Source organism: Desulfothermobacter acidiphilus (genome assembly GCF_052073645.1).
In the GTDB taxonomy this organism is placed as follows: Bacteria; Bacillota; Desulfotomaculia; order Desulfotomaculales; family Ammonificaceae; genus Desulfothermobacter; species Desulfothermobacter acidiphilus.
The window spans coordinates 593,237-619,981 of the sequence record NZ_CM125440.1 but is presented as its reverse complement, the minus strand read 5'-3'; the positions used below and the strand labels follow the sequence as shown (position 1 = coordinate 619,981).

General features: G+C 62.6%; 36 protein-coding genes and 2 pseudogenes. 1 reads left to right on the top strand and 37 read right to left on the bottom strand.

Translation table 11 applies throughout. The features are described 5' to 3' along the window. Position 1: 1 nt before the first annotated feature. The 11 genes and pseudogenes from ACTLLP_RS03280 to ACTLLP_RS03230 all read right to left on the bottom strand — a co-directional run bounded on the left by ACTLLP_RS03280 (position 2) and on the right by ACTLLP_RS03230 (position 10,317). On the bottom strand, positions 2–883 hold the full coding sequence (locus ACTLLP_RS03280; RefSeq protein ID WP_441060697.1) for a UbiA-like polyprenyltransferase: 882 nt from the start codon (positions 881–883) through the stop codon (positions 2–4). Continuing rightward, positions 873–2,312 carry a menaquinone biosynthesis decarboxylase gene (locus ACTLLP_RS03275; RefSeq protein WP_441060695.1) on the bottom strand — a complete coding sequence of 480 codons (1,440 nt, stop codon included), beginning with the start codon at positions 2,310–2,312 and terminating at the stop codon, positions 873–875. Before ACTLLP_RS03275 ends, ACTLLP_RS03280 begins: the two co-directional genes overlap by 11 nt. Before the next feature lie 12 nt (positions 2,313–2,324). Then, positions 2,325–3,053, bottom strand: a complete 729-nt coding sequence (locus ACTLLP_RS03270; protein WP_441060693.1) for a demethylmenaquinone methyltransferase — start codon at positions 3,051–3,053, stop codon at positions 2,325–2,327. Beyond that, entirely contained in the window at positions 3,050–3,688 is a 639-nt protein-coding gene (locus ACTLLP_RS03265) for a polyprenyl synthetase family protein (RefSeq protein ID WP_441060691.1), read from the bottom strand. Before ACTLLP_RS03265 ends, ACTLLP_RS03270 begins: the two co-directional genes overlap by 4 nt. A gap of 272 nt (positions 3,689–3,960) precedes the next feature. Further along, positions 3,961–4,341 (bottom strand): adenosylmethionine decarboxylase, encoded by a 381-nt coding sequence (gene speD / locus ACTLLP_RS03260; RefSeq protein WP_441061605.1) that lies wholly within the window; start codon positions 4,339–4,341, stop codon positions 3,961–3,963. A gap of 188 nt (positions 4,342–4,529) precedes the next feature. Further along, positions 4,530–5,063, bottom strand: a complete 534-nt coding sequence (locus tag ACTLLP_RS03255) for a spore maturation protein (protein WP_441060689.1) — start codon at positions 5,061–5,063, stop codon at positions 4,530–4,532. Positions 5,064–5,420: 357 nt separating this feature from the next. Continuing rightward, positions 5,421–6,862, bottom strand: a pseudogene (locus tag ACTLLP_RS03250) (ISLre2 family transposase). Between the two features lie 223 nt (positions 6,863–7,085). Further along, positions 7,086–8,264: a tyrosine-type recombinase/integrase gene (locus ACTLLP_RS03245; protein ID WP_441060687.1), complete on the bottom strand. Its 1,179-nt coding sequence runs from the start codon at positions 8,262–8,264 to the stop codon at positions 7,086–7,088. An 85-nt stretch (positions 8,265–8,349) separates the two neighbouring features. After that, a complete protein-coding gene (locus tag ACTLLP_RS03240) occupies positions 8,350–8,535 on the bottom strand; it encodes a helix-turn-helix domain-containing protein (RefSeq protein WP_441060685.1) in 186 nt (61 codons plus the stop codon). 85 nt (positions 8,536–8,620) lie between these two features. Further along, the gene (locus tag ACTLLP_RS03235; protein WP_441060683.1) at positions 8,621–9,292 is read right to left on the bottom strand and encodes an HD-GYP domain-containing protein; all 672 of its coding nucleotides are present in this window, start codon (positions 9,290–9,292) and stop codon (positions 8,621–8,623) included. Positions 9,293–9,336: 44 nt separating this feature from the next. Then, positions 9,337–10,317: a ParB/RepB/Spo0J family partition protein gene (locus ACTLLP_RS03230; protein WP_441060681.1), complete on the bottom strand. Its 981-nt coding sequence runs from the start codon at positions 10,315–10,317 to the stop codon at positions 9,337–9,339. A 67-nt stretch (positions 10,318–10,384) separates the two neighbouring features. Here ACTLLP_RS03230 and ACTLLP_RS03225 point away from each other — a divergent pair. Further along, positions 10,385–10,594, top strand: a pseudogene (locus ACTLLP_RS03225) (transposase); the annotation flags it as partial. A 762-nt stretch (positions 10,595–11,356) separates the two neighbouring features. Here ACTLLP_RS03225 and ACTLLP_RS03220 read toward each other — a convergent pair. The 26 genes from ACTLLP_RS03220 to ACTLLP_RS03095 form a co-directional block, all read right to left on the bottom strand. Then, positions 11,357–11,650, bottom strand: a complete 294-nt coding sequence (locus tag ACTLLP_RS03220; RefSeq protein ID WP_441060679.1) for a CopG family antitoxin — start codon at positions 11,648–11,650, stop codon at positions 11,357–11,359. After that, complete coding sequence (locus ACTLLP_RS03215) at positions 11,647–11,931, bottom strand: BrnT family toxin (protein WP_441060677.1); 285 nt, start codon at positions 11,929–11,931, stop codon at positions 11,647–11,649. The genes ACTLLP_RS03220 and ACTLLP_RS03215 overlap by 4 nt, the downstream gene beginning before the upstream one ends. Positions 11,932–12,053: 122 nt before the next feature. Then, a complete protein-coding gene (locus tag ACTLLP_RS03210; protein ID WP_441060675.1) occupies positions 12,054–12,746 on the bottom strand; it encodes a hypothetical protein in 693 nt (230 codons plus the stop codon). 64 nt (positions 12,747–12,810) lie between these two features. Continuing rightward, positions 12,811–13,077, bottom strand: coding sequence for a hypothetical protein (locus ACTLLP_RS03205; RefSeq protein ID WP_441060673.1), 267 nt, complete (start codon positions 13,075–13,077; stop codon positions 12,811–12,813). Between the two features lie 143 nt (positions 13,078–13,220). Beyond that, positions 13,221–13,394, bottom strand: coding sequence for a hypothetical protein (locus ACTLLP_RS03200; protein WP_441060671.1), 174 nt, complete (start codon positions 13,392–13,394; stop codon positions 13,221–13,223). A 1-nt stretch (position 13,395) separates the two neighbouring features. Then, a complete protein-coding gene (locus ACTLLP_RS03195) occupies positions 13,396–13,674 on the bottom strand; it encodes a hypothetical protein (protein WP_441060670.1) in 279 nt (92 codons plus the stop codon). A gap of 751 nt (positions 13,675–14,425) precedes the next feature. Then, complete coding sequence (locus tag ACTLLP_RS03190; RefSeq protein WP_441060668.1) at positions 14,426–14,944, bottom strand: hypothetical protein; 519 nt, start codon at positions 14,942–14,944, stop codon at positions 14,426–14,428. A 130-nt stretch (positions 14,945–15,074) separates the two neighbouring features. Continuing rightward, the gene (locus tag ACTLLP_RS03185; RefSeq protein WP_441060666.1) at positions 15,075–15,899 is read right to left on the bottom strand and encodes a hypothetical protein; all 825 of its coding nucleotides are present in this window, start codon (positions 15,897–15,899) and stop codon (positions 15,075–15,077) included. A 29-nt stretch (positions 15,900–15,928) separates the two neighbouring features. Next, positions 15,929–16,432 (bottom strand): metal-dependent hydrolase, encoded by a 504-nt coding sequence (locus ACTLLP_RS03180; protein WP_441060664.1) that lies wholly within the window; start codon positions 16,430–16,432, stop codon positions 15,929–15,931. Positions 16,433–16,529: 97 nt separating this feature from the next. Continuing rightward, positions 16,530–16,817 (bottom strand): PDDEXK-like family protein, encoded by a 288-nt coding sequence (locus ACTLLP_RS03175; protein WP_441060662.1) that lies wholly within the window; start codon positions 16,815–16,817, stop codon positions 16,530–16,532. Between the two features lie 6 nt (positions 16,818–16,823). Then, positions 16,824–16,982 carry a hypothetical protein gene (locus tag ACTLLP_RS03170; RefSeq protein WP_441060660.1) on the bottom strand — a complete coding sequence of 53 codons (159 nt, stop codon included), beginning with the start codon at positions 16,980–16,982 and terminating at the stop codon, positions 16,824–16,826. Then, the gene (locus ACTLLP_RS03165) at positions 16,976–17,218 is read right to left on the bottom strand and encodes a hypothetical protein (protein WP_441060658.1); all 243 of its coding nucleotides are present in this window, start codon (positions 17,216–17,218) and stop codon (positions 16,976–16,978) included. Before ACTLLP_RS03165 ends, ACTLLP_RS03170 begins: the two co-directional genes overlap by 7 nt. A gap of 164 nt (positions 17,219–17,382) precedes the next feature. Further along, positions 17,383–17,790, bottom strand: a complete 408-nt coding sequence (locus tag ACTLLP_RS03160) for a copper amine oxidase N-terminal domain-containing protein (RefSeq protein ID WP_441060656.1) — start codon at positions 17,788–17,790, stop codon at positions 17,383–17,385. Between the two features lie 74 nt (positions 17,791–17,864). After that, the gene (locus tag ACTLLP_RS03155) at positions 17,865–19,898 is read right to left on the bottom strand and encodes a VirD4-like conjugal transfer protein, CD1115 family (protein WP_441060654.1); all 2,034 of its coding nucleotides are present in this window, start codon (positions 19,896–19,898) and stop codon (positions 17,865–17,867) included. Between the two features lies 1 nt (position 19,899). Beyond that, on the bottom strand, positions 19,900–21,033 hold the full coding sequence (locus ACTLLP_RS03150; RefSeq protein ID WP_441060652.1) for an AAA family ATPase: 1,134 nt from the start codon (positions 21,031–21,033) through the stop codon (positions 19,900–19,902). Then, positions 21,033–21,695 carry an NPCBM/NEW2 domain-containing protein gene (locus ACTLLP_RS03145; protein WP_441060650.1) on the bottom strand — a complete coding sequence of 221 codons (663 nt, stop codon included), beginning with the start codon at positions 21,693–21,695 and terminating at the stop codon, positions 21,033–21,035. Before ACTLLP_RS03145 ends, ACTLLP_RS03150 begins: the two co-directional genes overlap by 1 nt. Beyond that, a complete protein-coding gene (locus ACTLLP_RS03140) occupies positions 21,692–21,925 on the bottom strand; it encodes a hypothetical protein (RefSeq protein ID WP_441060648.1) in 234 nt (77 codons plus the stop codon). Before ACTLLP_RS03140 ends, ACTLLP_RS03145 begins: the two co-directional genes overlap by 4 nt. Before the next feature lie 17 nt (positions 21,926–21,942). Then, positions 21,943–22,356: a hypothetical protein gene (locus tag ACTLLP_RS03135; RefSeq protein WP_441060646.1), complete on the bottom strand. Its 414-nt coding sequence runs from the start codon at positions 22,354–22,356 to the stop codon at positions 21,943–21,945. Beyond that, positions 22,340–22,663 carry a CopG family transcriptional regulator gene (locus ACTLLP_RS03130; protein WP_441060644.1) on the bottom strand — a complete coding sequence of 108 codons (324 nt, stop codon included), beginning with the start codon at positions 22,661–22,663 and terminating at the stop codon, positions 22,340–22,342. Before ACTLLP_RS03130 ends, ACTLLP_RS03135 begins: the two co-directional genes overlap by 17 nt. A gap of 106 nt (positions 22,664–22,769) precedes the next feature. Beyond that, positions 22,770–23,111: a hypothetical protein gene (locus ACTLLP_RS03125; RefSeq protein ID WP_441060642.1), complete on the bottom strand. Its 342-nt coding sequence runs from the start codon at positions 23,109–23,111 to the stop codon at positions 22,770–22,772. A 6-nt stretch (positions 23,112–23,117) separates the two neighbouring features. After that, positions 23,118–23,375 (bottom strand): hypothetical protein, encoded by a 258-nt coding sequence (locus ACTLLP_RS03120; RefSeq protein WP_441060640.1) that lies wholly within the window; start codon positions 23,373–23,375, stop codon positions 23,118–23,120. After that, positions 23,372–23,671, bottom strand: coding sequence for a hypothetical protein (locus ACTLLP_RS03115; protein WP_441060638.1), 300 nt, complete (start codon positions 23,669–23,671; stop codon positions 23,372–23,374). The genes ACTLLP_RS03120 and ACTLLP_RS03115 overlap by 4 nt, the downstream gene beginning before the upstream one ends. Positions 23,672–23,774: 103 nt before the next feature. After that, positions 23,775–24,776, bottom strand: coding sequence for a ParM/StbA family protein (locus ACTLLP_RS03110; RefSeq protein ID WP_441060636.1), 1,002 nt, complete (start codon positions 24,774–24,776; stop codon positions 23,775–23,777). Next, the gene (locus ACTLLP_RS03105; RefSeq protein WP_441060634.1) at positions 24,773–25,042 is read right to left on the bottom strand and encodes an HU family DNA-binding protein; all 270 of its coding nucleotides are present in this window, start codon (positions 25,040–25,042) and stop codon (positions 24,773–24,775) included. Before ACTLLP_RS03105 ends, ACTLLP_RS03110 begins: the two co-directional genes overlap by 4 nt. Before the next feature lie 85 nt (positions 25,043–25,127). Next, entirely contained in the window at positions 25,128–26,285 is a 1,158-nt protein-coding gene (locus tag ACTLLP_RS03100) for a copper amine oxidase N-terminal domain-containing protein (protein WP_441060632.1), read from the bottom strand. Next, a complete protein-coding gene (locus ACTLLP_RS03095) occupies positions 26,207–26,734 on the bottom strand; it encodes a hypothetical protein (RefSeq protein WP_441060630.1) in 528 nt (175 codons plus the stop codon). The genes ACTLLP_RS03100 and ACTLLP_RS03095 overlap by 79 nt, the downstream gene beginning before the upstream one ends. Between the last annotated feature and the right edge of the window lie 11 nt (positions 26,735–26,745).

Genomic DNA, 26,745 nt, shown 5'->3' with positions numbered 1-26,745 from the left:
CTTACAGCCCCACCCCTTTTGGCCAGAGTACCGCCACCAAAGTGAAGAAGAATAAAGCCACGCTAAGCGTACCGTTAAGATTGAAAAAGGCCAAGCCCACTCGCGAAAGATCCTCGGGATGGACCAAACGGTGCTCATAGGTCAGCAGCACCCCAGCCACCGCCACTCCCAAGAAATACCACTCATTGAGATGTGTGACCAAACCGACCAATACCAAACAAATGAATGCCAGCATGTGGCAGAGGCGAGCCACCCAAAGCGCAGTTACTAGCCCGAAGCGCGCTGGTAAGGAATAGATTCCTTCCCGCCGGTCGAAATCGTAATCCAGGCAGGCGTAAATAATATCGAAACCAGCCACCCAGAACAGAATACCTATTCCCAAGATCACCGGAGGCCAGCTAATGCCATTGGTCAAGGCAATCCACACCGCCGCAGGCACTAACCCCAAGGTAAACCCCAGGTAGAAGTGGCAGGCCCAAGTGAAGCGTTTGGTGTAGGAATAGAACCAGAGAATAAGAACCAGAGGAAGAAAAAGCTTCATAGCCAGGGGACTTAAGTGGCTAACCGCCCAGTAAAGCAACAAAAAGGCCAGCAGAACGTAGGCCCACACCTCAGCGGTGGAGAGCAACCCCCGTGGCAAAGCCCGGTTAGCCGTGCGAGGATTGCGAGCATCGATTTCCCGATCGATCAAACGGTTAAGAGCCATGGCCGCCGTCCTTGCCCCCACCATGGCCAGGGTGAGCCAGAGCAGCGGCGCGGCTGGAGGCAAACCTCGATATACCAGTAAAGTGGTAAGATAGGCGAACGGTAGAGCGAAGAGGGTGTGCTCAAATTTAATCATCTCTAGGAAAATAATAAATTTCTTCCACACCCTAGATGCCATATTCCTTCCACTTCCTATCTACCAGGGCCTTGATCTCCGCCGTCATGACAATTTCCTCCGGCCAGGGGCGAGGGTGCCCCTCCTCCGGCCCCTTGCGGGTAGCGTCTATCCCTAGCTTGGCACCGTAAGCCGGACGGGGAGAACTGTGATCCAGTTCATCCAACGGCCCTTCAGACAATAGCAGATCCCGCCGAGGGTCTACATTGCTGAAAACCCGCCACCAAACTTCGCGGGGATCACGCAGGTCAACATCCATGTCTACCACTACCACCACTTTAGTGAAAGCAATCTGCCCCAACCCCCATAGAGCGTGGATCACCTTCTTGGCTTGCCCCGGGTAGCGCTTATGGATAGAAACAATGACACAGTTATGCACCACTCCCTCCACAGGAAGGCACATATCTACTATTTCGGGCAACTGCAAGCGCAAAAGAGGCAGGAACAGTCGCTCGGTGGCCTTGGCCAGAAAAGCGTCCTCCATCGGCGGCTTTCCCACTATTGTGGCCGGATAGATGGGATCTTGTCGGTGAGTTACGGCAGTGAGGTGGAATACAGGGTAGTGATCGGCCGGCGAATAAAAGCCCGTGTGATCGCCAAAAGGGCCCTCCAGTCTCCTCTCCCCCGGCTCCACATAGCCTTCTAACACGATTTCGGCGTTGGCTGGAACCTCTAAATCCTGGGTGAGACAACGCACTAACTCCACCGGTTCGCGCCGTAGAAATCCCGCCAGCAAAAATTCGTCTAAGCCGAAAGGGAGCGGAGCGGTGGCCGCATAAATAGTGGCAGGGTCCGCCCCCAACGCCACCGCCACCGGCAGTTTCTGGCCCTTGGCTTCCGCCTTACGATAGTGCTCGGCAGCGTCTTTATGCCGGTGCCAGTGCATCCCTGTAGTGGTGGCATCGAAGATTTGCATCCGGTACATGCCCATATTCCGCTTTCCGGTCTCAGGGTCCTTGGTGATAACCAAGGGCAAGGTGATAAAGCGACCAGCGTCTCCCGGCCAGCACTTAAGCGCCGGCAACCAAGTTAAATCGAGGGACTCCGATACCACCTCCTGGCAAGGAGCTCGCTGCACCAGTCGGGGAGTCCAGGAAGAAATTTCGGCCAGACGGGGAAGCGTTTTTAGTTTGTCCCACCAGGAACTAGGTATCTCTGGCTGCAAAATACTGGCCAACTCTTCGGCTCGAGCGTCTATATCCGGAGCTCCTAACGCCCACCGGGTGCGCTCCCAGGTGCCGAACAAGTTAGTCACCACCGGCACCTGATAGCCTTTCACCCGCTCGAAGAAGAGCGCCGGGCCACCGGTCTTAACCACCCGATCGGTTATCTCGGTTATTTCCAGTTCTGGATCTACCTCCACCTTAACCCGCCGGAGCTCGCCTCTCTTCTCTAGGGCCTCCAAATAATCACGTAGTCCTTTAAAGCCCAAGCCCAATACCCCCTAGGTTTCGGGTTTAGTCCCAGCGTGAACAGCTACCACGCCTCCGGTAAGCTCATAACAGCTTACTTCTTCTAGGCCGAGGTCAACAAAGATACGTTTCAACTCCTGCTGGTGAGGGAAAGTTTTTAATGAAGCTGGCAAATAGCTATAAGGCCCTTCTATTCCCACTCCTAGCTTACCCATAAGGGGAACCAGGCGGTCAAAATAGAGGTAATAGAGCTGTTTAAAAATCGGCCAACTGGGCTTGGCCAATTCTAAAGAAACCACTCGTCCCCCGGGGCGAACCACACGAATCATCTCCCGCAAAACTTGGCGCAAATCGGGAACGTTACGAAGAGCAAAGCCTATGGTAGCGCAATCGAACACGTTGTCAGAAAAGGGAAGAGCCATGGCATTCCCTTCCACCAATTCCACTATTCTGCCGTAGGGACTGCGGCCAAGGTTGCGCTTAGCTACTTGCAACATTTCTGGGCAGAAATCCAGCCCCACCACGCGTCCTTCGAAACCTACTATTCGCGCTTGCTCTAAAGCTAGCATAGCCGTTCCCGTGCAAACATCCAGGCCCCTTCCTCCCGGCCGCAAGCGGCACTGTTTAGCGGCAAAGCGACGCCAAGCCTTGTCCCGATTGAAACTCAACAGTGTATTTAAAAGGTCGTAGCGGTAAGCTATTCGCCCGAAAAGGTTGCGGATAAAGGTCTCCTTGCGCTGATGTTCCTCCACCAAACTCACCTTCGCGCCTCTGAACATTCCCGGTTAGGCTTAGTAATAAGATCTAAATTATCCACTAATTGGACTAACAGCTCACGATTCGATCCTCCTGGCAGAGCCTCTAGCAGATGCTTCACCTCGGCCAGAGCTGATCCAAAGCTTTCGCCAACCCCTGACCAGATCAAGGAAGCGTGGGTTCGGCCGATGGCTAGTCCCAAACGATATAAACCTTCTTCCAACTCCTTCTTCCCCGCCAGCAGAGCCGGCAACCTACAGCTCTCACCACCCAACAAAGCCAACGCCTTCCGCGCCGCCACTTCCTCCCGGCCGGAAGACAAAAAAGCAAACTCGCAATGCGCCCGCACCACCTGTGTCAAAGGCACCAAGCAGCGCCGCAATTCTCCCTCCGACAACAAAAAAAATAGGGTCGCGTAACAGTAACTACCGCGCAATAACCTGTTTTTAACCTTACCCAGCCCTACACGGTGATGTAAAGCGTTCCCCCAAAAGAGAAACTGCACTGCCGCCGCCAAGGGAAGAATAGCAGGTAACGGATAATCACACAGCTCAGCCGCTCCCACAACCAGACGAGGATAAAGCTCCTCTTCCTGAAGCTCTCCCACCAACTCCTCCAAGTTTAACCCCGCCGGGCGCAAGGCCTTGCGCTCCAACTCCTTCAGTTGACTATCGATTGCTTGCCATAAAAGTTCGGATTTCTGGTTGCCAGTCCTCGGCTGCAGCAGTCTTTCCCCCTTCCTTGGGAGCCCAAACACCCTTGCCCAATAGTATTCGCTCGTGCTGGCTCTTTTCCCTGCCGGGAAGCTATGGACAATAAATTAGCCTTGCGAGCTTCCTTCTCCGACCCGCAAGGCCTACTTAAAGCTTAGGCGCTCTTCTCTTCAAGAGCGTACTAATAAAAATCCCTCCCCTAGACTGCCTGGGCCGCCCGCACGCAGGAAGCAGGCATGATTCCCCGCTTCTGCTCGTGAGCTACTACCTCTTTGGCACCGAGGAACTTGGTCAAGTAATTGCAGGCTTCCCAGGGATCCACCCTTTCTCCACAGGTAAAAACATCAACTGCCGCGTACCCTAGTTCTGGCCACGTGTGGATAGCCAGATGCGACTCCGAGATCACCACTACCCCGCTTACTCCCTGAGGGCTAAACTTGTGGAAAACGCACTCCCGCACTTCCGCACCCGACTCCAGCGCCGCTTCCACCATTGCCTTTTCCACCAACTCGATGTTGTTGAGGGCCTCAAAATTGCAGCCGTAGAACTCCGCCAATACGTGCCGCCCCAGGGCCTTCATGTTTTCCATTCCCCCCTCCTTAAAGAGTAAAAATTGACCAAAAATTATTGGAACCACCACCCGACGCCTTATCTAACTCTGCGCGCCGAAGCGGTCAATTCCAACCAAGCTTAGTTTTAACACACGCCCCCCCTCTTGTCAACAAAATTTTTGCTAAGCGCTTCAAGGAGGCGATGCGCGATAGCCGATCAGCCGAAAAGCCAACGGACAAAAAATACCGAAGCCAAGAAGGTGGTAGCATCAGCTATAAGGCCAGCCACCGGAGCGTAGCGATATCTCCTGATTCCCACCGAGCCAAAATAGAGGGAAAGAACATAGAAGGTGGTATCACTTGAGCCTTGCATGGTAGAAACCAGACGACCCAGCAGGCTGTCGGGACCGTGAGTGCGGATGATATCCGTCGCCACCCCTAGAGCGGCGCTACCGGAAAGAGGGCGTAGCAATGCGTGGGGGATGACTTCGACAGGAATATTGAAAGGAAAAAGCAAGGGAGAAAGCATTCGGCTCGTGAGTTCCAGCGCTCCCGAGCCGCGAAAAACGCTGACCGCCACCAGCATGGCCACCAGGTAGGGAATGGTTTTTACCGCAATCTCGAAGCCATCCTGAGCTCCTGCAACAAAAAGCTCATAGACCGGCAACCTACGACATATCGCGGCTAGCAGCACCAACAGCAGTAGTCCGGGTATAACCCATTCAGCCCAAGCCGTAACTTGATAGAGCATTGCCTGCCTCGCTCCCTACCGTAATAAACTTTTAGCTAAAGATTTATTCGTTCGAGATCGAGCTTAGATATGGGCCTGAGACCCCGAGGGGCGCAAAGGTAAGTTACGTCCGGTATAGTGCGTAAAAAGGGTGGTTAGAAGCAGGAAGGGCCACCCTCCCTCTGGTAGATGAAAGGTGGCAAAACCAAAACATCACCAGGAGGGATCAAAGATGGCCCAGTATCACGTTACCGTAGGTGACGAGGTGTTGCAACATCTGTTTATCCGGGAGTGCGCGTCAAGAGTTAGTAGGTGGTTCGGGAGAAAACTTCTCTTCATGGAAACCTCGCCGCCAGGATAGTCCCGGTACCTGCGCCATTAAGGGATCAAACTACTGAGGCTAGGCCGGCTTAGTTCCCGCAACACATGCTTCACCCATGGAGCTCCGGCGGAAGGCTCCCTCAATGCCGGCAACCCAGCTTTATGCCAACTCCCCGCCTCCTCTATCTTCCGCTTTACCTCTACCCGCACCGCCTGAGCCAAATGTTCTTGCCTGGCCAGCAGTACCGGCCAACGAGAAGTGTGCTTCCCGAGCACCCCGTTGGCTCGAGCAGCCAAAACCCGCGCCATCCTGTCTGCTCCTGCCTCCGTCCAGCTGGCTCCCAACCGCTTCATCCGCCGCGCCACGTTGTGCTGTACCTGCCCCTCTATGGCCCCCAGATGCTCCGCAGCAGAAGAGGTAACTATCCCCGACCAGTTCTCCTTGAGATACTGCCAGAGCTTCTCTATTCTCCTCCTCTTAGCCCCGCGAACTCTCCTTGCTACTTCTCCCAAAATCTCTTCTACCTTCTCCCAGTCCCCAGATAAATGGCCTGCCTGATCCCACTATAGGCCTCCTCATCGTGCCAAAAAGCCTCTATAAGCCGCCGGTTCAAATGGTAAGGATCCAAAACGTGTACCGCCCCGGGGAAGTAATCTACCCCCTGCTTGGCCCACTCCGCCCCGTCACTCCCAAGGTGTATCTCCTTCACCTGACCCATGTCCCACCGGCTCGCTACTCCAGAGTAAACTTCCTCCCACATCCTCTCCCCTTCGCCTACACCGCTCGTTACCAGCTTGTCCTTTAAAGCCTTCCGGCCACCCCCAATCGCTTCTTTGCCTGTGTAAGCTACGAAGAGTTTGACCTCTTTCCTTTTCTCTCCGCTCCTTTGAAGCCTTACCACCACCCCGTCGGCCTCTATGTAAAGCCTGGAGGTCTTCTCTTTACCTTCGGGTGTCTCTCCCTTCTCAAAAACGGCTTCTCTCCTGGACTCTCCTTCCCGCCTGAGCGCTTCTCCTGCTTCCTGCACGGCCTGCCACACCGCCATGGGGCTGATTCCCGGAACAAGATAGCCTAGAATTTCTGCCGCTCGCCTGAAGGGCATGTCCACCCCTAGCTTCACCGCCATCTCTTTCAAGCGCGGTGTGCACCGGGATCTCTCCGACCAGCCCAAGGCCTGGTCAAGAAGAAACTTGGCTTCCCCCGTTTGCTTGTTCCGGTAAAGCCGCCTCTTTACTTTGAGCTCTCCAAAGCTGGTGACTAAGGTCCTTTCCCTGAACCCCACTACTTCCCAAACTCGCTTGTCCCTCGCGTTCATGAGGTGGGTGTCTATCTCTTGCAGAACCCAGGCGAAAATTCCGAGGGCCTTGTCTTTAGACTGCCTCTGCACTTCCTTCTCGAGTTGGTAAAAGTCGCGGCAACCGGTGATCAATTCGCTGATTTTTTCTCCAAAAAGAAGGATCTGGTCCACCAGAGGTTGAATGTTTGAAGTGGTTTGCATCGGACCTCGCTCCTTCTTTCAGTCCATGAAAGTTGTCCGTGAGGGGCGAGGTCTCCTCCTTCATGAACCTCCTCCGTCACCTACTGAAATTGTACGCTCTCATCGCGTAAGCGTAAACCCACTGTAGGAGTTCTGAGCCCCCACCGTCCCCGAACTAGAGCGAACTACCAGAGAAGACTGGCATTTCGGCTAAAAGCTTTAAGAGCAGAAGATACTACGGCCTTCAAATCCGCTCCTTGCCTGGCTTCTTGGTCGCTCCTGTCAATCTGCCGTCAATCCGGCGGTTTAAGGCTTCTTCCACCGCCCTCACCGCCGCCTCCTGGACGCCGGGCAGGAGGTGGGAGTAGATGTCCAGCGTGGTCTTTACGTTGGAGTGGCCCAGGCGCTCCTGCACCACCTTCGGGTGCACGTTCTGCTTCAGGAGCAGGCTGGCGTGGGTGTGCCGGAGGCCGTGCACCTTTATCCTCCTCACGCCCGCCTCCCGGCAGAGCCTGGCGAACACGAACCAGGCCGTGGTCCGGGCTATCACTTCTCCCTTCCTAGTGGTGAAGACCAGGCCCTCCCGGTCGGCCCACTCCTTTCCTCCCGCCCTCAGCTTTTCCTCCAGTTGCTCTTTCCTCCACTCCCTGAGCCAGGCCAGCGTCACGGAGTCAACGGGCACTTTCCTCCGCGAACCCCTGGTCTTGGGTTCGTGGAAGCAGCGCCCGGGCTGGGAGTAGGTGCGCCTGATGTGGACCGTCCCGGCCCTGAAGTCCACGTCCTGCCACCTTAGCGCCTGCGCTTCGCCAATCCTCATGCCGGTGACCAGCAGCAGCCGGAAGAGCGCCTTGTACGCCTTCCTCTCTCGCGAGGCTTCCAGACGCTCCAGAAACTGGGCCGCTTCCTCCTCCGTCCAGGGGTCGATCTCTCTTCCTTCGTCTTTCGGCGCGGGCACGCCTTCCGTAGGATCGCAAAAGAGAAGCTTCCGGATCCTGGCCCACCTCAGCGCCCGCTTGAGGCTGTTGTAGTACTCCCGGACAGAAGAGCGCTTCAGCCTTTCCTCCAGCCCCGCCAGCGCCAGCTCCACGCTGGCGGGTGTCAGCTCTTCCGCCCCGATGTGGCCGATGAGTTCTTTCCACGTCCCGGCAATCTTCTCCCTGTTGTTCAGCGTGCTGGGCCTCCAGGAGCGCCTGTGGGCCTCGATCCAGGCGTCGAGCAGGGCCGCCACCGTCAACCCTTTCGGCGCCCTGCCCAGCTCCCCCCGGTGGGCCTTCACCAGGAGCTCGGCCAGCGCCCTCTCCGCGTCCTGCCTGGTCCCCCGGACGGTCTGGGAACGGTAGACCTTCTTGCCGGTGTCGTCCTTGCCAAGGTACACTATTACCTGCCAGCTGTCTTTCCCGCGCCTGCGTACGTGTCCGCGCAAGGCACCTTCACCTCCTAAAAAGTGGAGGGCCGCGCGGGGCAAGTTAAGACTTCTACCCCGCGGCGGCCCTTCCCTTCAGGGGGGCTCAGGAGGAGAAGAGCTCTTCTTTCAGGCCCAGCCTCTCCAGCAGCAGCTTCTTCGGCACCCTGACCGTCCTCCCGATCTTCACGCAGGGTATCTTCCCGGCGCGGCAGTGCTCGAAGGCCGTCCTGGTAGGTATCCGCAGGAGCCTCGCCACCTCCTTCACGGTGAGCATGTCCGGCAGGGCCAAGCTTTTCACCCCCTTTTCGTTCTCTCTTTCACGAAGTGCCCCTTAAACCGGCTTTTAAAAGCCCCTGGGAGCCCCGCTTGTTCCTCTAGTTCACAAGCTCAGCTTTTTCCGGGTCGCATTCGGGAAAAGTGAAGCTTCCTGCGGAGCGGAGCGGGGAGGGAATACTTCTATACCTCCCCGCCCGGAAAGACCGCCTTAGAGCGGCTTCTGGAAGCTCCCAGCGCCCCCGGCGGGGCGTCCCGTTCCGCCCGCGCAGGACCCGGCAGAGGGCGTCCAGGAGCTGGCCGTCGAAGCCGTCCTGGCGCAGGACCTCCAGCGCCCGCTCCCGCGAGAAGTCCACCGCCCGGTAGCCCCTGGGCTCGGTCAAGGCGGCGAAGACCTCCGCGCAGGCCACCACCCGGGAGAGCGGGTGCAGGCCGGAAAGAGAAAGCCCCCTCGGGTAGCCCTGCCCCCCGCCCCTCTCGTGGTGTTCCCGGACTATCCTGAGGACCACCCCGGAGACCCCCGGGACCCTCTCCTCCACCAGTTTGGCCCCCACCAGGGGGTGGAGCCTCACCAGCTCCCGGTCCTCGTCCGAGAGCGGGCGCTTGTGGGTCATCTCCTTCGGCCAGGCCACCTTGCCGAAGTCGTGCAGCAGCCCGCCCAGGCGGGCCAGCTCCACCTCTTGCCGGGGGAAGCCGAGTTCTCCGGCGAGCGCCGCCGCCAGGTCGGCCGCCAGCAGGGAGTGGCGGAAGAGGCCTTCGTCCCACTTCCTCATCTGGGAGACCGCTTCCCAGAGCGGGGGCTGCCTTGCCAGGAGTTCTAAAACGGCCACGGCATCATCTCCTTTCCACCGACCGTTCCGGGTTCCTGAAAAAAAGAAAGCCGGGCACGAATGCCCGGCTCCCTTTTTACCCTCCTTTCCAGCTCCGGGTCCGGCTTGTAGACCACTTTTTCTACCACCTGAGCGACCGCTTTCTCCTGGGCCGAGCGCAGCTCCTGCCGCAGATGTTCCGGTTGCTTTTCGAGTTCTTTCAGACTGAGTTCGGTCTCTTTTGCCTTCCTGTCCTTCTGCTGCGCTTCCTGCAAGACGCGGGTTTTCTCTTCCTCCAGGGAAGCAACCAGACAGAGTAGGTCTTCCTTCTTCTTGCGCTCGGCTTCGAGCTCCTTGCGCAAGTCTTCGGTCTGCCTGACCGAAAGCTCGGTCACGCCTGCTTCACCCAGAGCCTTCAAGAGTTCCCTCTGCTCTTCCGGGAGCAAGAAGGCGAGGGGATAGGCGGCCCTCTGGGAGAGCTTACCCTGAAAGATTAACTGCTGGAGTTCGGGAATCAGGTCGTTGAGCTTTTCTATCTGCCGCAGGCGGCGGTCCGTGAGGTCAACCCCCAAAACTTCGGAAACACGTTTCCGAAGTTTTTCCAGATCTTTACCAAAGTTTGCTCTTCCACCCTGCCGGATGTTGTAGGCTTCCTTCCACCTCCTGATGAAGGCCGCCAGCTGCATGGGAGAGAAGTGCCTCCTGAGCGTGTTCTCCGTGAGCATGAACGCTAAAGCTTCCGGGCTCGCGGGATCGACATTTCTAATGACCACGGGTACGGTCTCCAGACCCGCCTCTTTAGCCGCTTCGAGGCGCAGGTGCCCCGCCAGCACGGTATAATCGGGAGTTACCGCCAGGGGCACGATGATCCCCATCTCCCTCACGCTCTCCACGAAGGCGTCCCACAGTTCTCCGGTGGGGCGCTTCCCAAAAAGCTCTTCGTTCTGCGGGTGGGGCTTGAGAAGGTCGACGGGAACTTCGCTCACCACGAAAACCACCTCCAGAAACCCAGCTCTCGAAAAAGAAAAACCCCGGCAGGTCTCGCCGGGAAAAGCGGTGGTGGCCGTGACGGTGGTCCTGCCGGACGGGAACTTCAAGGCATCCCGCTGTTTCTGGTGCCACGACCTGGTCCACGCTTCACGCGAGAAGCGGGAGTGGATTGCAGGCAATTTGGCGAGAGAGGTGGCCGACTGGTTAGGGTCTTCAGGCGCGAAGCAAGTCACCTTAGAAGAACTGTCTTTCGCCCAGGACCACGACACCAACCGCCTCAGCCGTAAGGCTTTTTGTTCGGGTTGAGAGAAGGTCTCTGCCAGAACGTGGCGGAGGAACTTCCAGGCGACCGGCTTCGGGACTTCCCACTCCCAGGCGATTGGTTTACCGTCGGCTCCGGTGAAGGCGGTCGTGGGTTTCAGGCCTGCGGTCTCGAAAGCCCTCTTCACCCTGGCGGAAGCCGTGTAGACCGAAACGGGAGCACCCGTCTCGTCCCACCTGATTATTGTCTCCCTCTCCTCGGCGGTGAGCACGGCCTCGTAACACCTCCTTCTCCTGGCGCTCCTAAAAAAGCCGGGCTTTTTTGCCTGGCCCTGACCAGGTGAAAGTGTGACGCTCGTCACACTCGGCCGTGACGCTTTCATCACGTGCTCTCGCAGCGCTCTTCCGGGTCCCCGTCACGAAAGGCTATCACGGTGATCCGGGATTCCGAGATGGAGTACGCCGGCGACACCGTGATGAGCGATTATCACGATCGTGATAGACAACCCAAAACCAGTCCAGCCAGAGATTCCCTTCCGGCGGCCTGGTCCTTCCGTCCCCGCTCCTGCCCGGCTACCGGGACGGAGCTGGAAACCTGTCCCCGGTACCGGGCGGGATCCGGGGCAGAAGCGCCTAACTGCCTGGGCGAAAGAACACGAGGCCGGGAATCGATTCCCGGCCTCGTGCCTGAGCCAAGCCCGAAGTCCAAAAACCCACCCGCTCCCGAAGGGGGGCGGGGCGGAGAAAGGAAGAGAAAAGCCGGGCATTTTGCCCGGCCTACGCTTGTCTTCCCAGTTCTCTCCTTATCGCCTCTGCAATCCACGAACGGAGCAGGCGCTGGTAGGGGATGTCTTTCCTCCTGGCTATTTCTTTCGCCGCTTCGATCTGCGACACTCTGAGCCGCAGGGCGACGCGCCTGGTCTCGGACCGCCGAGCCAGCTCCCGAGCCAGCTCGGGAGCAAGCTCGATCTCTACCTGCTCCTCGCTCTCGATGTAGTTGAGAGAATTGTGCGTGTCCCAGAACCTGGCCTCTTCTTCCTCGCTCTCAAAACGGGGTAACTCCTTCGTCACGGTTGGCCTCGCCTCCTTTCCCGGTAGTAGCAGCGTTCCCACCTGTTCATGTCCCTCGCCGTGACAACCCGGACAACACCGCCAGGCTTGAGGTAAAAGATCACTGTTAAGTAGCGCCCTTCGCCCGTTTGGCCGTAGGCAGCGAACCTGCCGCCGCGCACCCTGCGGACTACCGGGCTGTGGAAGAAGACTTCTTCCGCTTCGTCTGGAGAAAGGCCGTGCCTTTCGGCGATGTGCCCGGCGTTCCGGGCGTCCCACTCAAACCGCTTTATCCTTTTCAACGGCCTCACCTGCTTCCATCATACCGCCTCCGCGTCGACGGGGGCAATACTCCAGGCTGAAGCAGAAACCAAGAAACCCGGGCCGCTCCTGGTAGAGCCCCAGGCAGCCCGGGTTCCCTCGATCACGCCAGCTTCACGGCGAAGAGCCCCTTGTCCAGCCGCCGGAAGCGGATCTTCACCTTCTTCCCCGCGGCCCTCTCCAGGGCTTCCGCCGCCCCCCCCTTGGCGAAGACCGCCACCTTCCGGCCCTTCTCGTCTTCCGTCCAGGCCCTCAACACGCCTTTATCGCTCCGCCTGGTCTCCAGCACCTCGAAGACGCCTTCCTCCAGGTCGCTTTCGGCGCTCCCCCTGGTAGCGGCCACTTCTTCTCCCCGCTGATCCTGGGTTTCAGCTTCGGGGGCCAGGGCCCGCAGGCCGAAGGCTTCCAGGACCTGCTGGTTCCCGGCCTGCGCCCCGGCGGCCAGCAGGTTCAAGAGCCCGCTGGCCGACCGGAGCTCCCACTTCAGGCGCTCGATCCGGGCTTCCAGGACGGAGATCTTGGCCTTCAGCTCGGCCAAAGCGCCGTCCAGGGCCTGGATCTCCTGGCTTTCTTTTCCCCGCCTGGCCGCTTCGGTCTTCCGCAGCTCCTCGTTCGGGAAGCGCCGCTTCCCGTTCTCGTCGAGTTCGTTCGCCACTTCCCGCAGGATTTCGAGCTCCTTCAGACTCCTCTCCTCCTGGAGCTTCGCCAGCTCGACGCGCAGGGCGTCGAGTTCCAGCAAGGCGCTCTCCAGGTTCGCGGGCTTCACCCGCAGTTCCGTTACCAGTTCGGCTATCACGCTAACCGCCTCCCTTTTGGTTTTTAAAATTGAAGGCCCGGCGGTGATTGCCGGGCCTTTACTCTCAGGACTCCGCGGGGACCTCGACGTAGACCGGCGCCTCGCCGCTCAGAAGCGCCTGCCTGTGGACGGTGAAGTGGTAGCCGCCCCTGAGAGAACGGAAGAGCACGAAGTGCGGGTGGGAGACGTCCACGACCTCGGCGGCCACTTCCCTACCCCTCAGGTTGTAGGCGGCCTCGGCAGGCACGAGCACGAAGTCGCCGGCCCTGAGCGTCTTCGGGTCTATCCGCAACAGGACAGTTTCACGGCTCTCGACGGTTTGCGCTCGCACGGCGCGGTGCGGGCCCCCTGCCCGGGCCCGCACCCTCACCTCCTTTTCAGGATTTTGGGTGTCAGGCCCGGCAGGTCGTTGGGCCTTCGGCCCAAGCCTTCCCCGTCGGGGAAGCGGGCCTTCTTCACGCCGCTTCTCTTACCTTACTCGCCGCGGCGGTTGGTGAGCAGTTCTCTCAAGTGGGCCCAGCACTCCGGGCACAGGTCCGCCGCGTAGCAATCATGCTCACGAACAGTATTGGTTACTTCAAGCTTGTAGTGATCTTCAATTTCTATCTTTTTCGAGCACAGGTCGCACACGACGTAGCTCACGCGCATTTTATCCCTCCTCTCTTTCTGCGAGCCGCGCCCAGAGCCAGGCCCCGCCTTCCAGCAGGTAACCCACCACGACCAGGCCCCCCGCCAGGAGGGCGAGCAGGCACACGACGCAGGCGGAGGGCAGGGCGAAGAGCAGGACTCCCACCAGCTGGAAGAAGAAAGGCGTGCCCCGGAGGTCCCTCTCCACTTTCTGGACGATCGCCCGGCTCCCCGCGAGCGCGGATTCAGCCCAGGCGGCCGCGATCGCTCCCGCGCACTTGAAACCGTTCGCAACTTTCAAGCACCTCTCCACGCGTTTCGGGGCAGGAGACCCCCTCCCGGCCAGGGGGCTCCTACCCGCTTCACCTCCTTGCTTGGTTTCGCGGGTCAGAACGTGCCCCCTGGCGCGGGCCGGGAAGTTCCGCGCCGGAGGAAGTCACAGAACAGAAGCCTTCTTCGCCCGCCGGCCTCGTGCCCGGAGCCACAGGGCGAACCGGGCGACGAAGGCCAGGGCGGTCAAGAGAAGCGCTCCCGCCCACACAGCTCCGGCGCGGCCCCTCCCCCTCGAGGCCGCGCCCTCCACCTCCTTTCATCGGTAGCTGGCGCGGGCCCGGGGGAGTCCGGCCCGCCGAAAAGCGAAGAGCGCCCGTCGCCTGAACTCAGGCCCGCTCTGGTGGCCTGTGCCCGGGCGTCCTGGGCGCTCTGCTCTCCAAGAACAAAACAAAAAAGACCGGGATTGCAATCCTGGTCTTGCTCTCTCTTTGGTCGGTCCTGAGACCTCGGCCCTCGACGGGCGAAAAGGATCGCTGGGGAGAGACCCCGGCCTCGGCTCCTTGACGGAGCGGGAAGGGGAACGCCGGAAAGACCGGCCTCGGCGCGAAGAAAAGCGCGGAACGAAAAAGCTCCAGCTCTATTATGACACAGCCCCCATGAAAAAGCAAGGCCGGGGAAGCCTATCCGGTTTCCCCGGCCCGGAGGTGGTTCACGCGTGGAGAGAACGAAGCGCTGCCGTGAACAGTATACCACGGCTGCCGGGTTTGCGCCAGGCGCTTTCAGCGGCGCAGGCACTCCTGGAGCTTCTTCTCCGCCAGCTCCTCAAAGGCGACCCACAAGAGAGCTCCTTTTGGCTCCCGCCCGTCCAAAGAGACCACCAGAGAGCCTCCGGGCACCCTGGTACCGGGCTGGTAAAGCGCCACCGGGAACCTCTGGCCGGAAGGAAACACGGCTTCCCTCCCTTCCAGCTTCCCGCCCGCTTCTTTAAGCCTGGCCGCCAGCCAGCCCAAAGCGCAGCGTTCCCCAAACTCCCTGGCCGAAGTCGGCGGCCTGGCCGTCGAAGGGCACCAGAAGGGCTCGCGGCCGGGGAGCCAGCAGCGCTTGGCGAAGCCGCTCCCCCGCAGGACCCTCAGCGAACGCTGCCAGTGCTCCGGGAACAGGAGCCGGACCGCGCCTTCTGGCGCTCCCTGGCACGCTTCAAGGAATTCGAGCACCTTCAAAGCTTTCTGGCTGAACAAAACGCCGGGCTCTCTTTCCGGGTCAACCTGCACCCTGCCGGGGCTTGGGCTCTTGCTCAACGGCCTTCACCCCCCTCACCTCCCGCTTTTTCGGAAACCGTTTCCTTAATTCTCTCCCGCAGGTCCATTCTGTAGGCCCGCAGCAGCTCCCTATTTTCTCCCAGTCCCGGCGACCGGGGAGTGGCGGCAGCTACGCCAGCTTCGACCGGACGCGGAGCCTGAGCTTTTTGGCCTGGGGGTCGAAGCTCGCCACCGCGCAACTCGCCCGGTCTCCCCGCCTGAGCTCCCCGCGCAAGGGGGGAGGAGCTATCCCCACCACGCCGGGCCTGACCTCCACGAAGACCAGGGCTTTTTCGGGCACCACCTGGACCACCGTCCCGGCCACGACTTCCCCGCGCCGGAAGACCAGCCCCTGCCAGGGGTCGGGCTCGGCGTCCACCAGGGAGACCTTCACTTCGCCCTTCTCCCGGTCCACGCTTAAGACCCTCGCCCTCACCGCCTGGCCCGGGCGGTAGAGTTCCCTCAGGGACGCCGCCAGGCTGCGGGTCGCCTTGGACCTCGGCACTTCGGCCAGGACGCCGCCGCCCACGTCCACCAGCAGCCTTTCGGGCAGCCCGTTGGCCCGGTCTCTCGGCAGGACGGCCTTCACCACGCAGTCGATCAGCTGGCCCTCCTGTAAAGTGGCGAACACCCGCTCCCGCAGGGCGTCCAGGGCCGCGCTCCGGGAGCAGGCCACCACGCCGTTCTCCCTGTCCAGGCCCTTGACCGCCACGAACACCCGCTGGCCCACGAGCCGGTTCATCAGCGCCTTGTCCTCCAACCCGCTTTCGCTGAAGGGCACGATTCCGGTGACGCCGGGGTGCTCCGGGAAGGAGAGCTCCCACACGCAGGTGTCCAGGCGCTCCGGGTACGAGACCTTCTCCACTTGCGCCTCCAGCACCAGGCCCCGCTCCTTCGCCAGGTGCAAAGACTCCCAGACGTCCACGGGCTGAGTGTAGCCTTCGGGACGGACCACAGCTACCTACCTCCCTTTTCCAAAGCGTTTTAGAACGCCCCGCAGAGCTTCAGACACGCGAACCCAAAAACCACCAGCGCCGGCCACTCCACCAGCGGGTCGCCGGTGACGAAGGGGCCCCTGAACTCCCCGAACTCCAGCGGCCAGAAGGGCCTTATACCTGAACGGGTAAGGGCGTCTAGGGCCAGGTGGGAGAGAGAACCCAGCAGGCCCGCGAGGAAGGCCAGGGCAACCGGGACCTGGTGGTGGAAACGCGGGAGAAACGGGTTTAAAAGCCCGGCCAGCAGGGAGAGGAGGAGGCCAACGGCCGCGCAGAACCACACCGTGTGGGTGATCGTCCTGTGGCCCAGGGTGTTCTCCAGCAGCACGGCCACCGGCCAGAGCACCCTGCCCGCAGTGGAACCGGGGTGGTCTACGTCGGGCAAGAGACCGGCCACGGCGCCCACCACCGCTCCCGAAACCGGATCCCCACAAGCCTTGCCCGCCAGCGCCCCCACGAAGGCCCCCGCCGCCAGGTGAGTCCTGCCAGTCAACGCGACACCCCCTTTCGTTGCTGAGATTTGCAAATACGAGCAATCCCGGCGGGGGGAGAATTTCTGATATCCCCCCCTTCCTTGGTAAAACGCCCGGCTACAGGACCTCCCTCCGCACGAAACCCTCCCTATCCCGCCAGATCCACAGCTCCACTGTGGCATCGGGCGGCACGGGGAGCGCCTTCAGCGCCCGCAGGTCTCCGGGCCTTATCCCGTTCCCGTCCTTGCACCGCTTGACCTGGACCAGGCGCACCTCCTCCCTGTTCAGCGCCACCAGGTCGAAGGGGCCCTTGCTCCCGGCGGTCCTGAGCACCAGGTAGCCCTGCCCCTCCAGCTCCTCCTTCGCCTTGAGTTCGGCCAGGTACCCGCGACGGTAGTTCCCCACGCGCCTTCACCTCCTCCCCCCGGAGACCATGAGCCAGAGCCCCAGAACAACCAGCGCCAGGAGCGCAAGCACTTCCGCCAGCCCCAGGAGCCAGGGTACGAGCTTCACCGCCAGAGCCGCTAGCAGCAGGGCAATCAGCGCTGCAGGCAAAAGGCCTCTCAGCATCCTTTCTCATCCTCCCAGGCTCCCAGGAAGTAGTAGACGGCCAAATAGGGGGCCAGCAGGGCGGAGAGCAGCAGGACCAGGGGGAATGCCAGGAGCAGGACGCAAGCGGCGAGCACCTTCGCCCTCGGCCCCGGGAGCTCCCCCCAGGCCCGCCTCAGCCCCTCCCAGCTCCCGGCGGCCTCCCCCCACACCGTCTCCAGGCAGCGCCAGCAGCCGCGCAGAAGCCTTTCCAACAACGCCCGTCACCTCCTAGAGAATCAGTAGTGAGCCGGGGAGAAAAGTGTGAATCGATTAACACCCCGGCAATTTTAATCAATATGAGTCTCGGCGAGAACGCCCCGATTCACGGGCGTTCCCGAAAAACAAAAGGCCGGGTGTCCTTGCACCCGGCCCCGGCGGGTTAACCGACGCACGTGGCGGCGACGGCGAACTCCGCCGGCACGAAGAGCCGCCCATTGCGGATGACGGCGGGCTTCGGCATTTTAATCTCTACGCCGCTTACCACCACGGCGTTGGAGCCGGCGCGGAACGCGGAGACGCGCTCGATCGTCCTGCCGGGACGGACCAGGAACCCGAGGTCGTCATACTGCGCCGGGATCACCTTTCGCGCTAAGACCACGACTTCCCGCGCCTCCGGGTTCCAGGCCAGGTCGGCGTTGTTGAGTTCGGCGAAGAGCCTGAGCGGAACCATCAGCGCTCCGCCGTCCTGGTACGGCTCCGGGTACTTCTGCGCCTGGGCGAAAACGGGCGAAGCCGCGAAGGCCAGGACTAGCAGGGCGGCCGCGGCCACAGCAGCAAGCCTGCGCACGCCGGGCTCACCTCCTTTCGCGGGCGTTCCTAAAAAAGAAAAGGCCGGGCTTGGGAGCCCGGCCAAGGGAAAAGCTAGCCTTCGGACTGGAAGAGTTGCCGTATGAAATCGGCGTCGGGGGCAGGCTTGACTTCTTCCGGCTCCGCCCGGCTTACGGGTTCGGGTTCTTCGCCTTCATCCCCTTCCTCCGGGTAGGGCGGCAGCTGAAGCTGAACGTCCGGCCTGGCCTCGATGACGTCCGCCACCGTCTGGCCTGCAAGTTCGCGTATCTCCCTCGCCTGCGGCAGTTCCGTCCAGCCGCACTTCTCCAGGTACAGCGGGTAGTGCCCCTGAAACAGGGCCACGCAGTTCTCTTCCGGCAGCCGCCCGAGCTCGTCCGCTTCCATGAGCGCCCGGCGCACTATGGTCCTGGTGCGCTTCGGGACGTCGAGCCGGTCCCAGGGGTGCGTCACGTCCTGCCGCTCGGTCTCCGCGTACACGGCGGCCTCGCCCAGCTCCCGGCTAAAGTACTCCCGTGTGGGCTTCTCCGAGCCGCCCAGGTAGACCTTGGCGAAGGTGTTGCCCAGGATGCTCATGTCCTTCCCGGGGTAGTTGTCTTTAAGCTGCTGGAGTTCCTGGAGCACATAAAGCACCCTGATCCCCAGGCCCCGCGCGGTGGCCATGATCTCCTGGAACTTGGGCACCCGCCCTATGTTCGCGAACTCGTCCAGGATTAGGCGCACCGGGACGGGCAGCCGCTGGCCGGGGGAAGACCGGGCCAGGGTGTAGAGACGGTCCAGCAGGAAGTGGTAGAACACGGCCAGGATGGGGCGCAGGTGATCCGAACCCACCGGCAGCACGCAGAAGAGCGCCGCCTTTTCCCTCCCGAACGCTTCAAGGTCCAGCTCCTGGCGGCTCAAAAGCCCGGCCAGGTCGGGGTCGCGGACGAGAGCGAGCTTGGAAGTGAGCCCGGCCACTGCGTTCTCCCAGTGGCTGTAGGCCCCCCGGAACGCTTCGTAGCCTTCCACGTCCAGCCTGCCGCCGCGGTACGCAGAGTCGAACCGCGCCTTGAGCTGGTCCTTCGGCCAGGAAAGCAGGCTCAACACGGACCGGAGGTGCGCCTGGCTTTCCGGGAAGTCCGCGCGGAGCAGGGACATCAGGGCCGTCAGGGCCTGGGTCTCGAGCGCCGTGAAGAAGGGGCTCCCCTTCCCTTTCTCCTGGGCGTTGAAGACCAGCACCTGGGCCGCCTGGTAGACTTCGGCGGGTGTCTTGCACTCCGGCACCGGGTTCCAGAAGCTGGAGTAGCGCGGGTCGGCAAGGTTGAAGACGAAGACCTTGTAGCCCATGCGCTCCCGCAACCAGGGGGCCATTAAAGGGGTAAGCTCCCCCTTCGGGTCGGTGACGATCAGGCTCTCCCCGTCGCAGGCGCCCGCAATAACGTTCGGCACCACGAAGTTGAAGGTCTTGCCGCCGCCGGAGCCCGCGACGGCGAGGGCGTGGGCGGGGCGCTTGACGCGCGGAGCCTTCTCCGGCTTCGCGCGCACCATGCGCCCGCGCAGCTTGCCGAGCACTATGCCGCCGTGCCCGGGCCTGGGCGGGCCGAACTCGCAGACGTCCGCCACGTCCCTGTCGGAACCCCACCTGCCGGTGCCCTTCGCCGGGCTGTCTGCCACCCTGAGCCCGTGGACGCGCCTCTCGTCGTGCAACGCCCTCCTGCCCAGCAGGGCGTTGAGCGCCGGAGCGGCGAGCGCCCCCGCCACTACTCCCGCCCTGGCCCAGGAGTCGGGTGGCTGGAGTTGTGAGAGCGTGAGCCAGCCCCAGTCCCACAGCTTCGCGCCGACCGTAGCGCCCCCTTTGAGCGAAGAGACCAGGCTGAACCACGCTGCTCCGACGTTGAAGGCAAGGAAAGCGAAAACCCACGGCAAAAAACCGACCGCAAGGAGCGCCCGGTGGTCTCTCTTCAGCCAGCCATAACAAAGCACTCCGGCGAGCCAGAGAAAGGCCAGTGGGTAGCCGGAGAAGAGGCCCGCGGCCAGGTAGAGCGCCACCAGGCCTAAGCCGAGCGCAAACAGGGCTACTTTGGGCTTGGCCATCAACATGGCCAACCAGGTAGAGAAGAACCCGCGCATCCTACCGCCCCCCGCGAAAGTCTTCTGAAAGAAGCACGTCGGCAGGCCCTTCGCCACGCGCTATCCTCACAGCCGCTCTCCTCTCCGCTTCTTCCACCACCTTGCGGGCGTACCTGCCGTTGCCCAGCTGCCCGACGGCCGCCCTCACCTGTTGAAAGCGGGCCAAAAGCTCCTCCTCCGCACCTTCTCCCAAGCTCCAGCCCCGGGAAGCCGCGTACTTTTTGGCGATCTCCACCAGCTCCTCCGGGGAGTAGTCGGGAAACTCTATCACAAACGCTATCCTGGACTTCAGGCCGGGGTTGAGCTCGAAGAGCTTCCGCGTCTCGTCCGTGTACCCCGCCAGGATGACGCAGAGAGAGTGCCGGTAGTCTTCCATGGCCTTGACCAGGACGTCAAGCGCCTCCGCCCCGAAGTCGTGCCCGGCCTGCCCCCGGGCCAAGGAATAGGCTTCGTCCACGAAGAGCACGCCCCCCAGCGCCTGGTTCACCACCTGCCAGGTCTTCGGGGCGGTTTGCCCAACGTACTGCGCCACCAAACCGCTACGGTCGGTCTCGACCAGGTGCCCCGAGGGCAGGACTCCTAAAGCCTTGAAGAGCCTCCCCACCAGCCGGGCGACGGTGGTCTTGCCCGTGCCGGGGTTGCCCAGGAAGGCCATGTGGAGCGACTGGTAGAGCGGGGGCAGGCCCTGCTGGACGCGCTGCCGGGAAGCGATGACCAGCGCGACGACTTCCTTGAGCTTCTGCTTCACCGGCTCCAGGCCCACCAACCCTTCGATCTCGCGCCACACGTCTTCCCAGGTCTCCTGCTTTTGCCCGGCGGCCCAGAAGCTGGGGTCCACCTGGCCCTGCTGAGCGGGAGCATGAGCGTGAGCGGGAGCATGAGCGGGCACGCGCGTTACATCGCGCCTTGCCCGCGCCAGCCAGTCGAACCAGATTCCCGCCCCCAGGCAGGCCACGAAGGGGAGGAAGCTCAGCGCCCACGGGCCGCCGTAGAAGGGAGAGTCCGAGTACCTGAAGAGCTCGTCGTGGACGTAGCTCGACAGGTAAAGCCCCGCCACCCCTCCCGCCAGCGCGGGCCAGTGGGCCAGGCACCACCCCACCAGCCCCCAGAAGCCGCCTTGCTCCTGGTAACGCATCAGGCACCACCCGCCTTCAAGAACTCTATGTCGTACAGGACCACGGGGTAGGGCACCGCCGCGCTGCTCCAGGCGGCGTCGTACTCCGCGGTCGTTATCCGCAGAGTCAGGGCGTTCGCGCCGGAGAGATCGAGCTCCAGGGCCTCGTCCGCCGCCTTGCCCTGCGCCACCAGTTCCGGCGTGACCTTCTTTTCCCAGACCTTCCTGCCGTCGAGGAAGATCTCGTAAAGCCCGCCGGGCTTCTTGGTGGTGGGCGGCAGGAAGCCGACCTTCAGCCGCGCCCTGTCGTACTTCCCGCCCAGCCCCCAGGTGACGGTAGCCGGGAGTGGCTTCCCCCGCTCCAGCCACTTCCAGTCGATCTCCGACGGTATGATCTCAGCGCCGTAGTGCCCCTGCAGGAGCTCCCCGCCTAAAGTCACGTCCGCGTTCTCCCCCTTGCGGAAGGTTTGCACTTCCTTTAGCGGCCCGTTCGCCACCGCCGCTTCCCAGGGTCCCTTCGCCTTCACCGGCGAAGCCTGCCCGGAAGAAGGAGGGGGGCCCTGCCCCGCAGGGCCCCTGCCACCAAGTGAACCAGTCAAGGCCAAGGTCAAGACCACTAAAACGGCCAGCACCAGTAGAAAGGCCGCCCCGGGGTTCCGCATTATCCACTCTTTCAAGCTCATGCCTGCCCATCTCCTCCCTTTGCGCGGTGATACCCGGCCAGGATACGGTGGCGCGCGGAGAACAGCCACAGCCCGCCCACGCAGCAGACCGCCAGCCATAACGGGTCCCAGCCGGTAAGGTTGTACAGCAACACGACCAGCCCGGAGCCCACCCAGAACCACCACGCGCGCCTGGAAAAGAGCCAGGCGAAAATGTTGAGCCAGCCGAGAGCAGACAGGAACTGCCACATAAAAACACCCCCTTTTCTCAGCGTCCCTTGGCCAATTGATAAACGGCCATGAGGTCGGCCTTGCTTAGGAAGAACCGGCGGGGCCGGTAGTCCGGGAGTTCCCAGGCCCTGGCCTTTATCAAAAGCCACACCCTGCCGCCCTTCCGCACCCCGCCGGCCCAGCTGAGCTTCACCTTCTTGCGCCGCTCCAGGAGCAAAACGACTTCCCTGCCGAACGCCACCGGGTCTCTGCCTTCAGGTGGGTACACCATGAGCAGGACGGCGTTGACCACTTTCCCGCCCGGTGCCAGGTCAGAGACGCCGAATTCGGAGGGCCTCAGGTCACGCCTTTCGCCGTCGAACAGCCGCCTCAGGCTGCGTGCCACCGCCCTTACCTTCTCCGGCTTCCGGAGAAGTCTAGCTTCCACCGCCAGGCTACTCACCACCGCCACCCTCCTCACTCCCTTCCTTTTTCAGAGCTTCCCGGAGGGCCAGCCCCAGCGCCCAGTCCTCCCAGGTTTTCGCCTGCTCCGCCACTTGCCCCGGCCCCCTGCCCGTCATCGCCAGGAGCGCCGACAGGAGCTTCACCGCCGCCCGGGCAAACACTTCCGCCTTCTCGAGCTCGTACGCCCTCTCCACGCACTCCGCCACCACCGAACTTATCGTCGAACCCTTCTCCGCCGCCCGCCGCCTCACCCACCTAGCCACCTCCACCGGCAGCCGCACGTTCACCCTCTCCGTCCTGCGCTTCGCCCGCATGTTCCCACCACCTTACTAACTAGTAATACGGGTACGGGCAGGGGGTTTCAGCGTCACTGCCCCCTGTCTTGAGAGAGTACCAGACTCCAGGAGTGGTATACCCGTACTAAAAAGGTAAGTTAAGGAAGCCCTGGAGCTGGTCTAGCTGGCGCTGCAGTTCGCCGAAAACTCCCTGTACCTGCCCCCAGGCGGTGTGCCCGGCCAGGTACCCGGAGACCAGGCTGCCCAGCCACTCCAGGCCCCCGCCCATCGCGAATACCACCGCCAGGCCCAGGCTGGTCACCGTGGCGGCCAGGGAGCCGAAGTATTCTCCCACGAAGGCGCCGAACACGGCCCAGAGCACCACCCGCAGGACGCCGGTCAGGACCAGCAGGGCGAACACTCCCAGGAGCAAGTCCTGGACGTGCCGGAACGCGCAGAAGAAGTCGCCGAAGCCGAAGTCGAGCATAGCTTCTCACCTCCCCAAAAGCGTGACGGCGACGAGCGACACCGCCGCCGAGATCCCGGCCACCAGGGGCCAAAGGAGAAAAGCCAGCCACGCCCCTTTACCGGGCTTGAGCTCTTTCAGCCACCCCGCCGTGAAGAGCGCCCCGCAGGCTAAGACGCAGGCGTACCAGGCCAGGAACCTGGAAGGCCCGGCAAGAAAGCACACCGGCCCGGCTAAGAAACCCAGGACGGAAGCCAGCAGAAGCTCCTTAAGCTCGGGCTTCATTCCTCCCAGCCTCCGAAGGCCGAAAGGAACTCCCTGGGATCGGGCTTCTTCTCTTGCCGCATGTCCTGCCGGGGAAGGGAAGGCTGCTCCGCCAGCAGCCCTTCCAGCCGCGACACCCGCTCCTTGAGCTCCTTAAGCTCGTTGAGCAGCCCCAGGTAAAGCTCCGCCGGGGACAAGAGCCACCTGGCGACCTCGGCCCTTTTGCCCGCGGGCACCCGGAAGATGGGGTGGTCTGCCCGAAGCCTCACGTCGAAGTGTCTCAAGCGTTCCCCCGACTTCCTGCCTTTCCCTTGCACGCTCTCTTCCACCTCCCAGGCGCGGAGCCGGAAAAGGAAGCGGGCAAGGACGCCCCTTGACTTCCCCGCAGAACCCCGCACCGCAAAGCTTCCAGGCTACGGGCTATCTGGAGCCGTCCAGGGCTTCCAGGTAGCCCAGGGCGTTGGCGAAGACCGGGTCGCTGACGAGGGCGGGGTTGGGGAAGCGCTCCGCCAGGGTGTCTCCCAAAAGCAGTGCCCCGCCGCCTGCCAGGTAGGTGACCGCCAGCCGGGAAGTCAGGTCGCGCCAGGCAGACAGCACCTGCCGGGCTATGGTCTCGGCCACCTGCCCCAACGCCGTCCGCCAGGCCAGGGAGAGGTCCAGCTCGACTCCACGGCAGACCGTCCTGCCGCTTGACGCCAGGTCTTTAAGGACCTCCGGCAGGAGCCTGGGGGGTAAAGGCTCACCGGCGGCCTGGAGCCAGGCGATGGAGACGGCGTGGCCCACCAGGTGGCAGCCGGCCTGCACCGAGCCGCAGGCTTCTACCAAAGGCTTCCCGGTCTCAAGGTCCACCAGCAGGTAGTCGGTGGTGTACTCGCCCACGTCCACCACCCCGGCGTAGCCCCTGCCTTCCGGCAGGCCCTGGTGGAAGACCACCCCCACCCCCTGCGGCAGGACCACCACGCGGGAGAAGGAGACGCACCTCTCCTCCCCGCCGTCCACCGACACCCAGGCCTTCAGGCGCAAAAGCCTTTCTTTAAGCCGCTTCCCCTGGGAGCGGCAAAAAGCGAGCGGCAGGCCGACGGCCAGCTCCAGGGGTTCCGGGAACTGGCCTGTGGAACCCGCTCCCGCCAGGTAGACTCCGGCGAGCAGGAGCAGGTCGTGCAGGCCCTCCGGCTTCTCCGCCCCCAGGAAGCCCGAAGCCAGGAAGCTCTCCCGCGCCGCCTCCCCCACCAGGTGCTCCTCCCTCCTGCCGCTTAAGTCCCGGACGGAGACCCTGTGGCCGAAAGCGCCCTTCCCCATGACCCCCTGGATGCCCAGGGCGTCACCCCGGTAGGGAGCGGCTACTGAAGGGAAGCAGGCCCTCTGGCCGGTTTCGGACACGGCCTTGGTGTAGCCGTAGCCGACGTCCACAGCAAGCTTCATACCCCTTCACCCTCCTTCTTTCGAGTTTCGGCCAACATATCCAGCAATGCCTTGGAAGGCCGGAACCGGACGTACACGCCTTCCCGCCGCTTCCCGGGCGGCCTGGCGAGGTAGAAGACACCCAGCCCCTTCAGCCGCACCTTCCCGTCCTTCGCCAGCCCTTCCGCCAGGGCGGCGGGAAGGTGTACAAGCAGGAGTTCGTGTACGTCTTTCCTGTAGTAGTCGCCCTTCCGGGCTGCCGAACGGCAGAGTTCGTGCGTGTTCAAGCTACCACCCCCTGAACCCTGAAGAGGACTTCTGCCTCAAAAAAGGAGAGGCCCGGGCACCGGACCCGGGCCTCCCACCGCACTACTACTGGCCGCTGGTGATGGTGACTTCCTGGGTGCTGGGGTTCCACTCTACCTGGCAGCCGAAGGCGAGCGCGACGTACCGCAGGGGCACGTACACGCGCCCGTCCTTGAGGACGGGGGCGCAGAGCCTCACCCGGTAGTGCAGACCGTCCCCGTCCTCCCACTTGTCGAGGGTCCTGGACTCCACCGGGTAAGGGACGCCGTTGATCCTCAAGACCCGGAAAGAGGGCTCCACGATACCGGGGTCGGGCGGCGAGGTGAATTGCACCACGCGATCGAAGCTAGTAATGGTGGCCGTGCGCTGCCCGGGATCCCAGAGCACGCTCTGTGGGCCCAGGCCGCAAGCGTAGGCCGCGTAGCGCACCGGGACGAATACGCGCCCCCAGAACTCGTCCAGGTACGGCGCGGCGTCCATCTCGTACTCGCGGCCGTCCAGGAGGTACCGGGGCTGGCCGACCGCAAAGACCGCCCGGTGTTGCCTGGGCTGCAGCGAGGGCAAGGCGCAGCGGCCCACCGTCACCCCCACGCCGTTGACCTTGAGCACCAGGTCGCCCTCCGGCACGGTGCGGTCGGGCGTCACCCGGATGCCGGTGACCCTCACCGTCACGGGGCCGCTGCCGGGGAGCACGGCGGCCTCGGCGGCGTTCGGCGCGGTGAGGTGGAAGGCCCCCACCTTCCCGCCGCCCCCCACCACGGCCGCCTCGGGCAACGGGGAGGCGAAGGACACGTTGGGCGGCAGCTCCAGCGTGAGCCTGGTGCCCAGGCCGCCGGGTTCCACCTCCCCCACCACCACGTCCGCCACCCGCTGCCCGGCCACGGCGATGGTGACAACGGGGCAACCGGAAGCGGAGACCTCCAGCCCCCTGCCTCCCCCCGCCTGGATGGCGCGGGCGGCGAGGGGGGCACCGCAGAAGCACAGGGCGCAGCACAGCAGGGCCAGCAGCGCAGGGGTGAACCTCTCCCTCAAATTCCTCAAAGCGACCACCTCCGTGAGAAGAATTAAGGGTCCTAAAAAAAAGAGAGTCCGGCTCCCAAACCGCCGGACTCCCCTGCCCTTTCTTAAAGTCTTGAAGCCGGCCGCTACTCTACCAGCCGCACCGCCGGCTTGCCCTCCACTTCTTCGATTTCTACGGGTACGCTCACCCAGTCGTCTACCCACACGTAGTCCTTGACCTTCTTGTACCTGGGGACCTGCACAGTCTGGGACACCGGGTAGGTGGACGGGTGGACCTCCGCAGCAGGCCCTTGCGGTGGCGGCGGCCCCACCTTGCAGGTGGCCCTGTTGTCGTCGTAGGTGGACTCGTCGTAGAGCTTCCCGTCCGACCCCCTGAACTGCTCCGGCAGCCACTGCCCGCCGGAGTAGCTGAGGTCTATGGCGGCCACCACGGTGTCATCCTGGGACACGCCGAAGCCGTAGTCCTCCACGGTGGCCTTGCTGCCCGGTTCGAGGTAGACGGGGTAGAACCCCTGCGGCCCGCAGTTGTTGCCCTGTATTCCGTACACCCCGCCGTACCTGTCCTGCCGGCAGAAGCGCACCGCGGCGTAGCCCCCGACGGGGAAGGTGGAGGAGAAGGTGGCCTTGACGTGGCCGGAGGTGTCGGCGCTCACGCTCTCGGCCC

Coding starts and splice junctions, on each gene's coding strand:
- ACTLLP_RS03280 (WP_441060697.1), bottom strand. CDS start 883: ATGGCATCTAGGGTGTGGAAGAAATTTATTATTTTCCTAGAGATGATT.
- speD (WP_441061605.1), bottom strand. CDS start 4,341: ATGAAGGCCCTGGGGCGGCACGTATTGGCGGAGTTCTACGGCTGCAAT.
- ACTLLP_RS03255 (WP_441060689.1), bottom strand. CDS start 5,063: ATGCTCTATCAAGTTACGGCTTGGGCTGAATGGGTTATACCCGGACTA.
- ACTLLP_RS03235 (WP_441060683.1), bottom strand. CDS start 9,292: ATGAGGAAGTGGGACGAAGGCCTCTTCCGCCACTCCCTGCTGGCGGCC.
- ACTLLP_RS03200 (WP_441060671.1), bottom strand. CDS start 13,394: ATGCGCGTGAGCTACGTCGTGTGCGACCTGTGCTCGAAAAAGATAGAA.
- ACTLLP_RS03170 (WP_441060660.1), bottom strand. CDS start 16,982: ATGCTGAGAGGCCTTTTGCCTGCAGCGCTGATTGCCCTGCTGCTAGCG.
- ACTLLP_RS03155 (WP_441060654.1), bottom strand. CDS start 19,898: ATGCGCGGGTTCTTCTCTACCTGGTTGGCCATGTTGATGGCCAAGCCC.
- ACTLLP_RS03150 (WP_441060652.1), bottom strand. CDS start 21,033: ATGCGTTACCAGGAGCAAGGCGGCTTCTGGGGGCTGGTGGGGTGGTGC.
- ACTLLP_RS03145 (WP_441060650.1), bottom strand. CDS start 21,695: ATGAGCTTGAAAGAGTGGATAATGCGGAACCCCGGGGCGGCCTTTCTA.
- ACTLLP_RS03140 (WP_441060648.1), bottom strand. CDS start 21,925: ATGTGGCAGTTCCTGTCTGCTCTCGGCTGGCTCAACATTTTCGCCTGG.
- ACTLLP_RS03130 (WP_441060644.1), bottom strand. CDS start 22,663: ATGCGGGCGAAGCGCAGGACGGAGAGGGTGAACGTGCGGCTGCCGGTG.
- ACTLLP_RS03125 (WP_441060642.1), bottom strand. CDS start 23,111: ATGCTCGACTTCGGCTTCGGCGACTTCTTCTGCGCGTTCCGGCACGTC.
- ACTLLP_RS03120 (WP_441060640.1), bottom strand. CDS start 23,375: ATGAAGCCCGAGCTTAAGGAGCTTCTGCTGGCTTCCGTCCTGGGTTTC.
- ACTLLP_RS03110 (WP_441060636.1), bottom strand. CDS start 24,776: ATGAAGCTTGCTGTGGACGTCGGCTACGGCTACACCAAGGCCGTGTCC.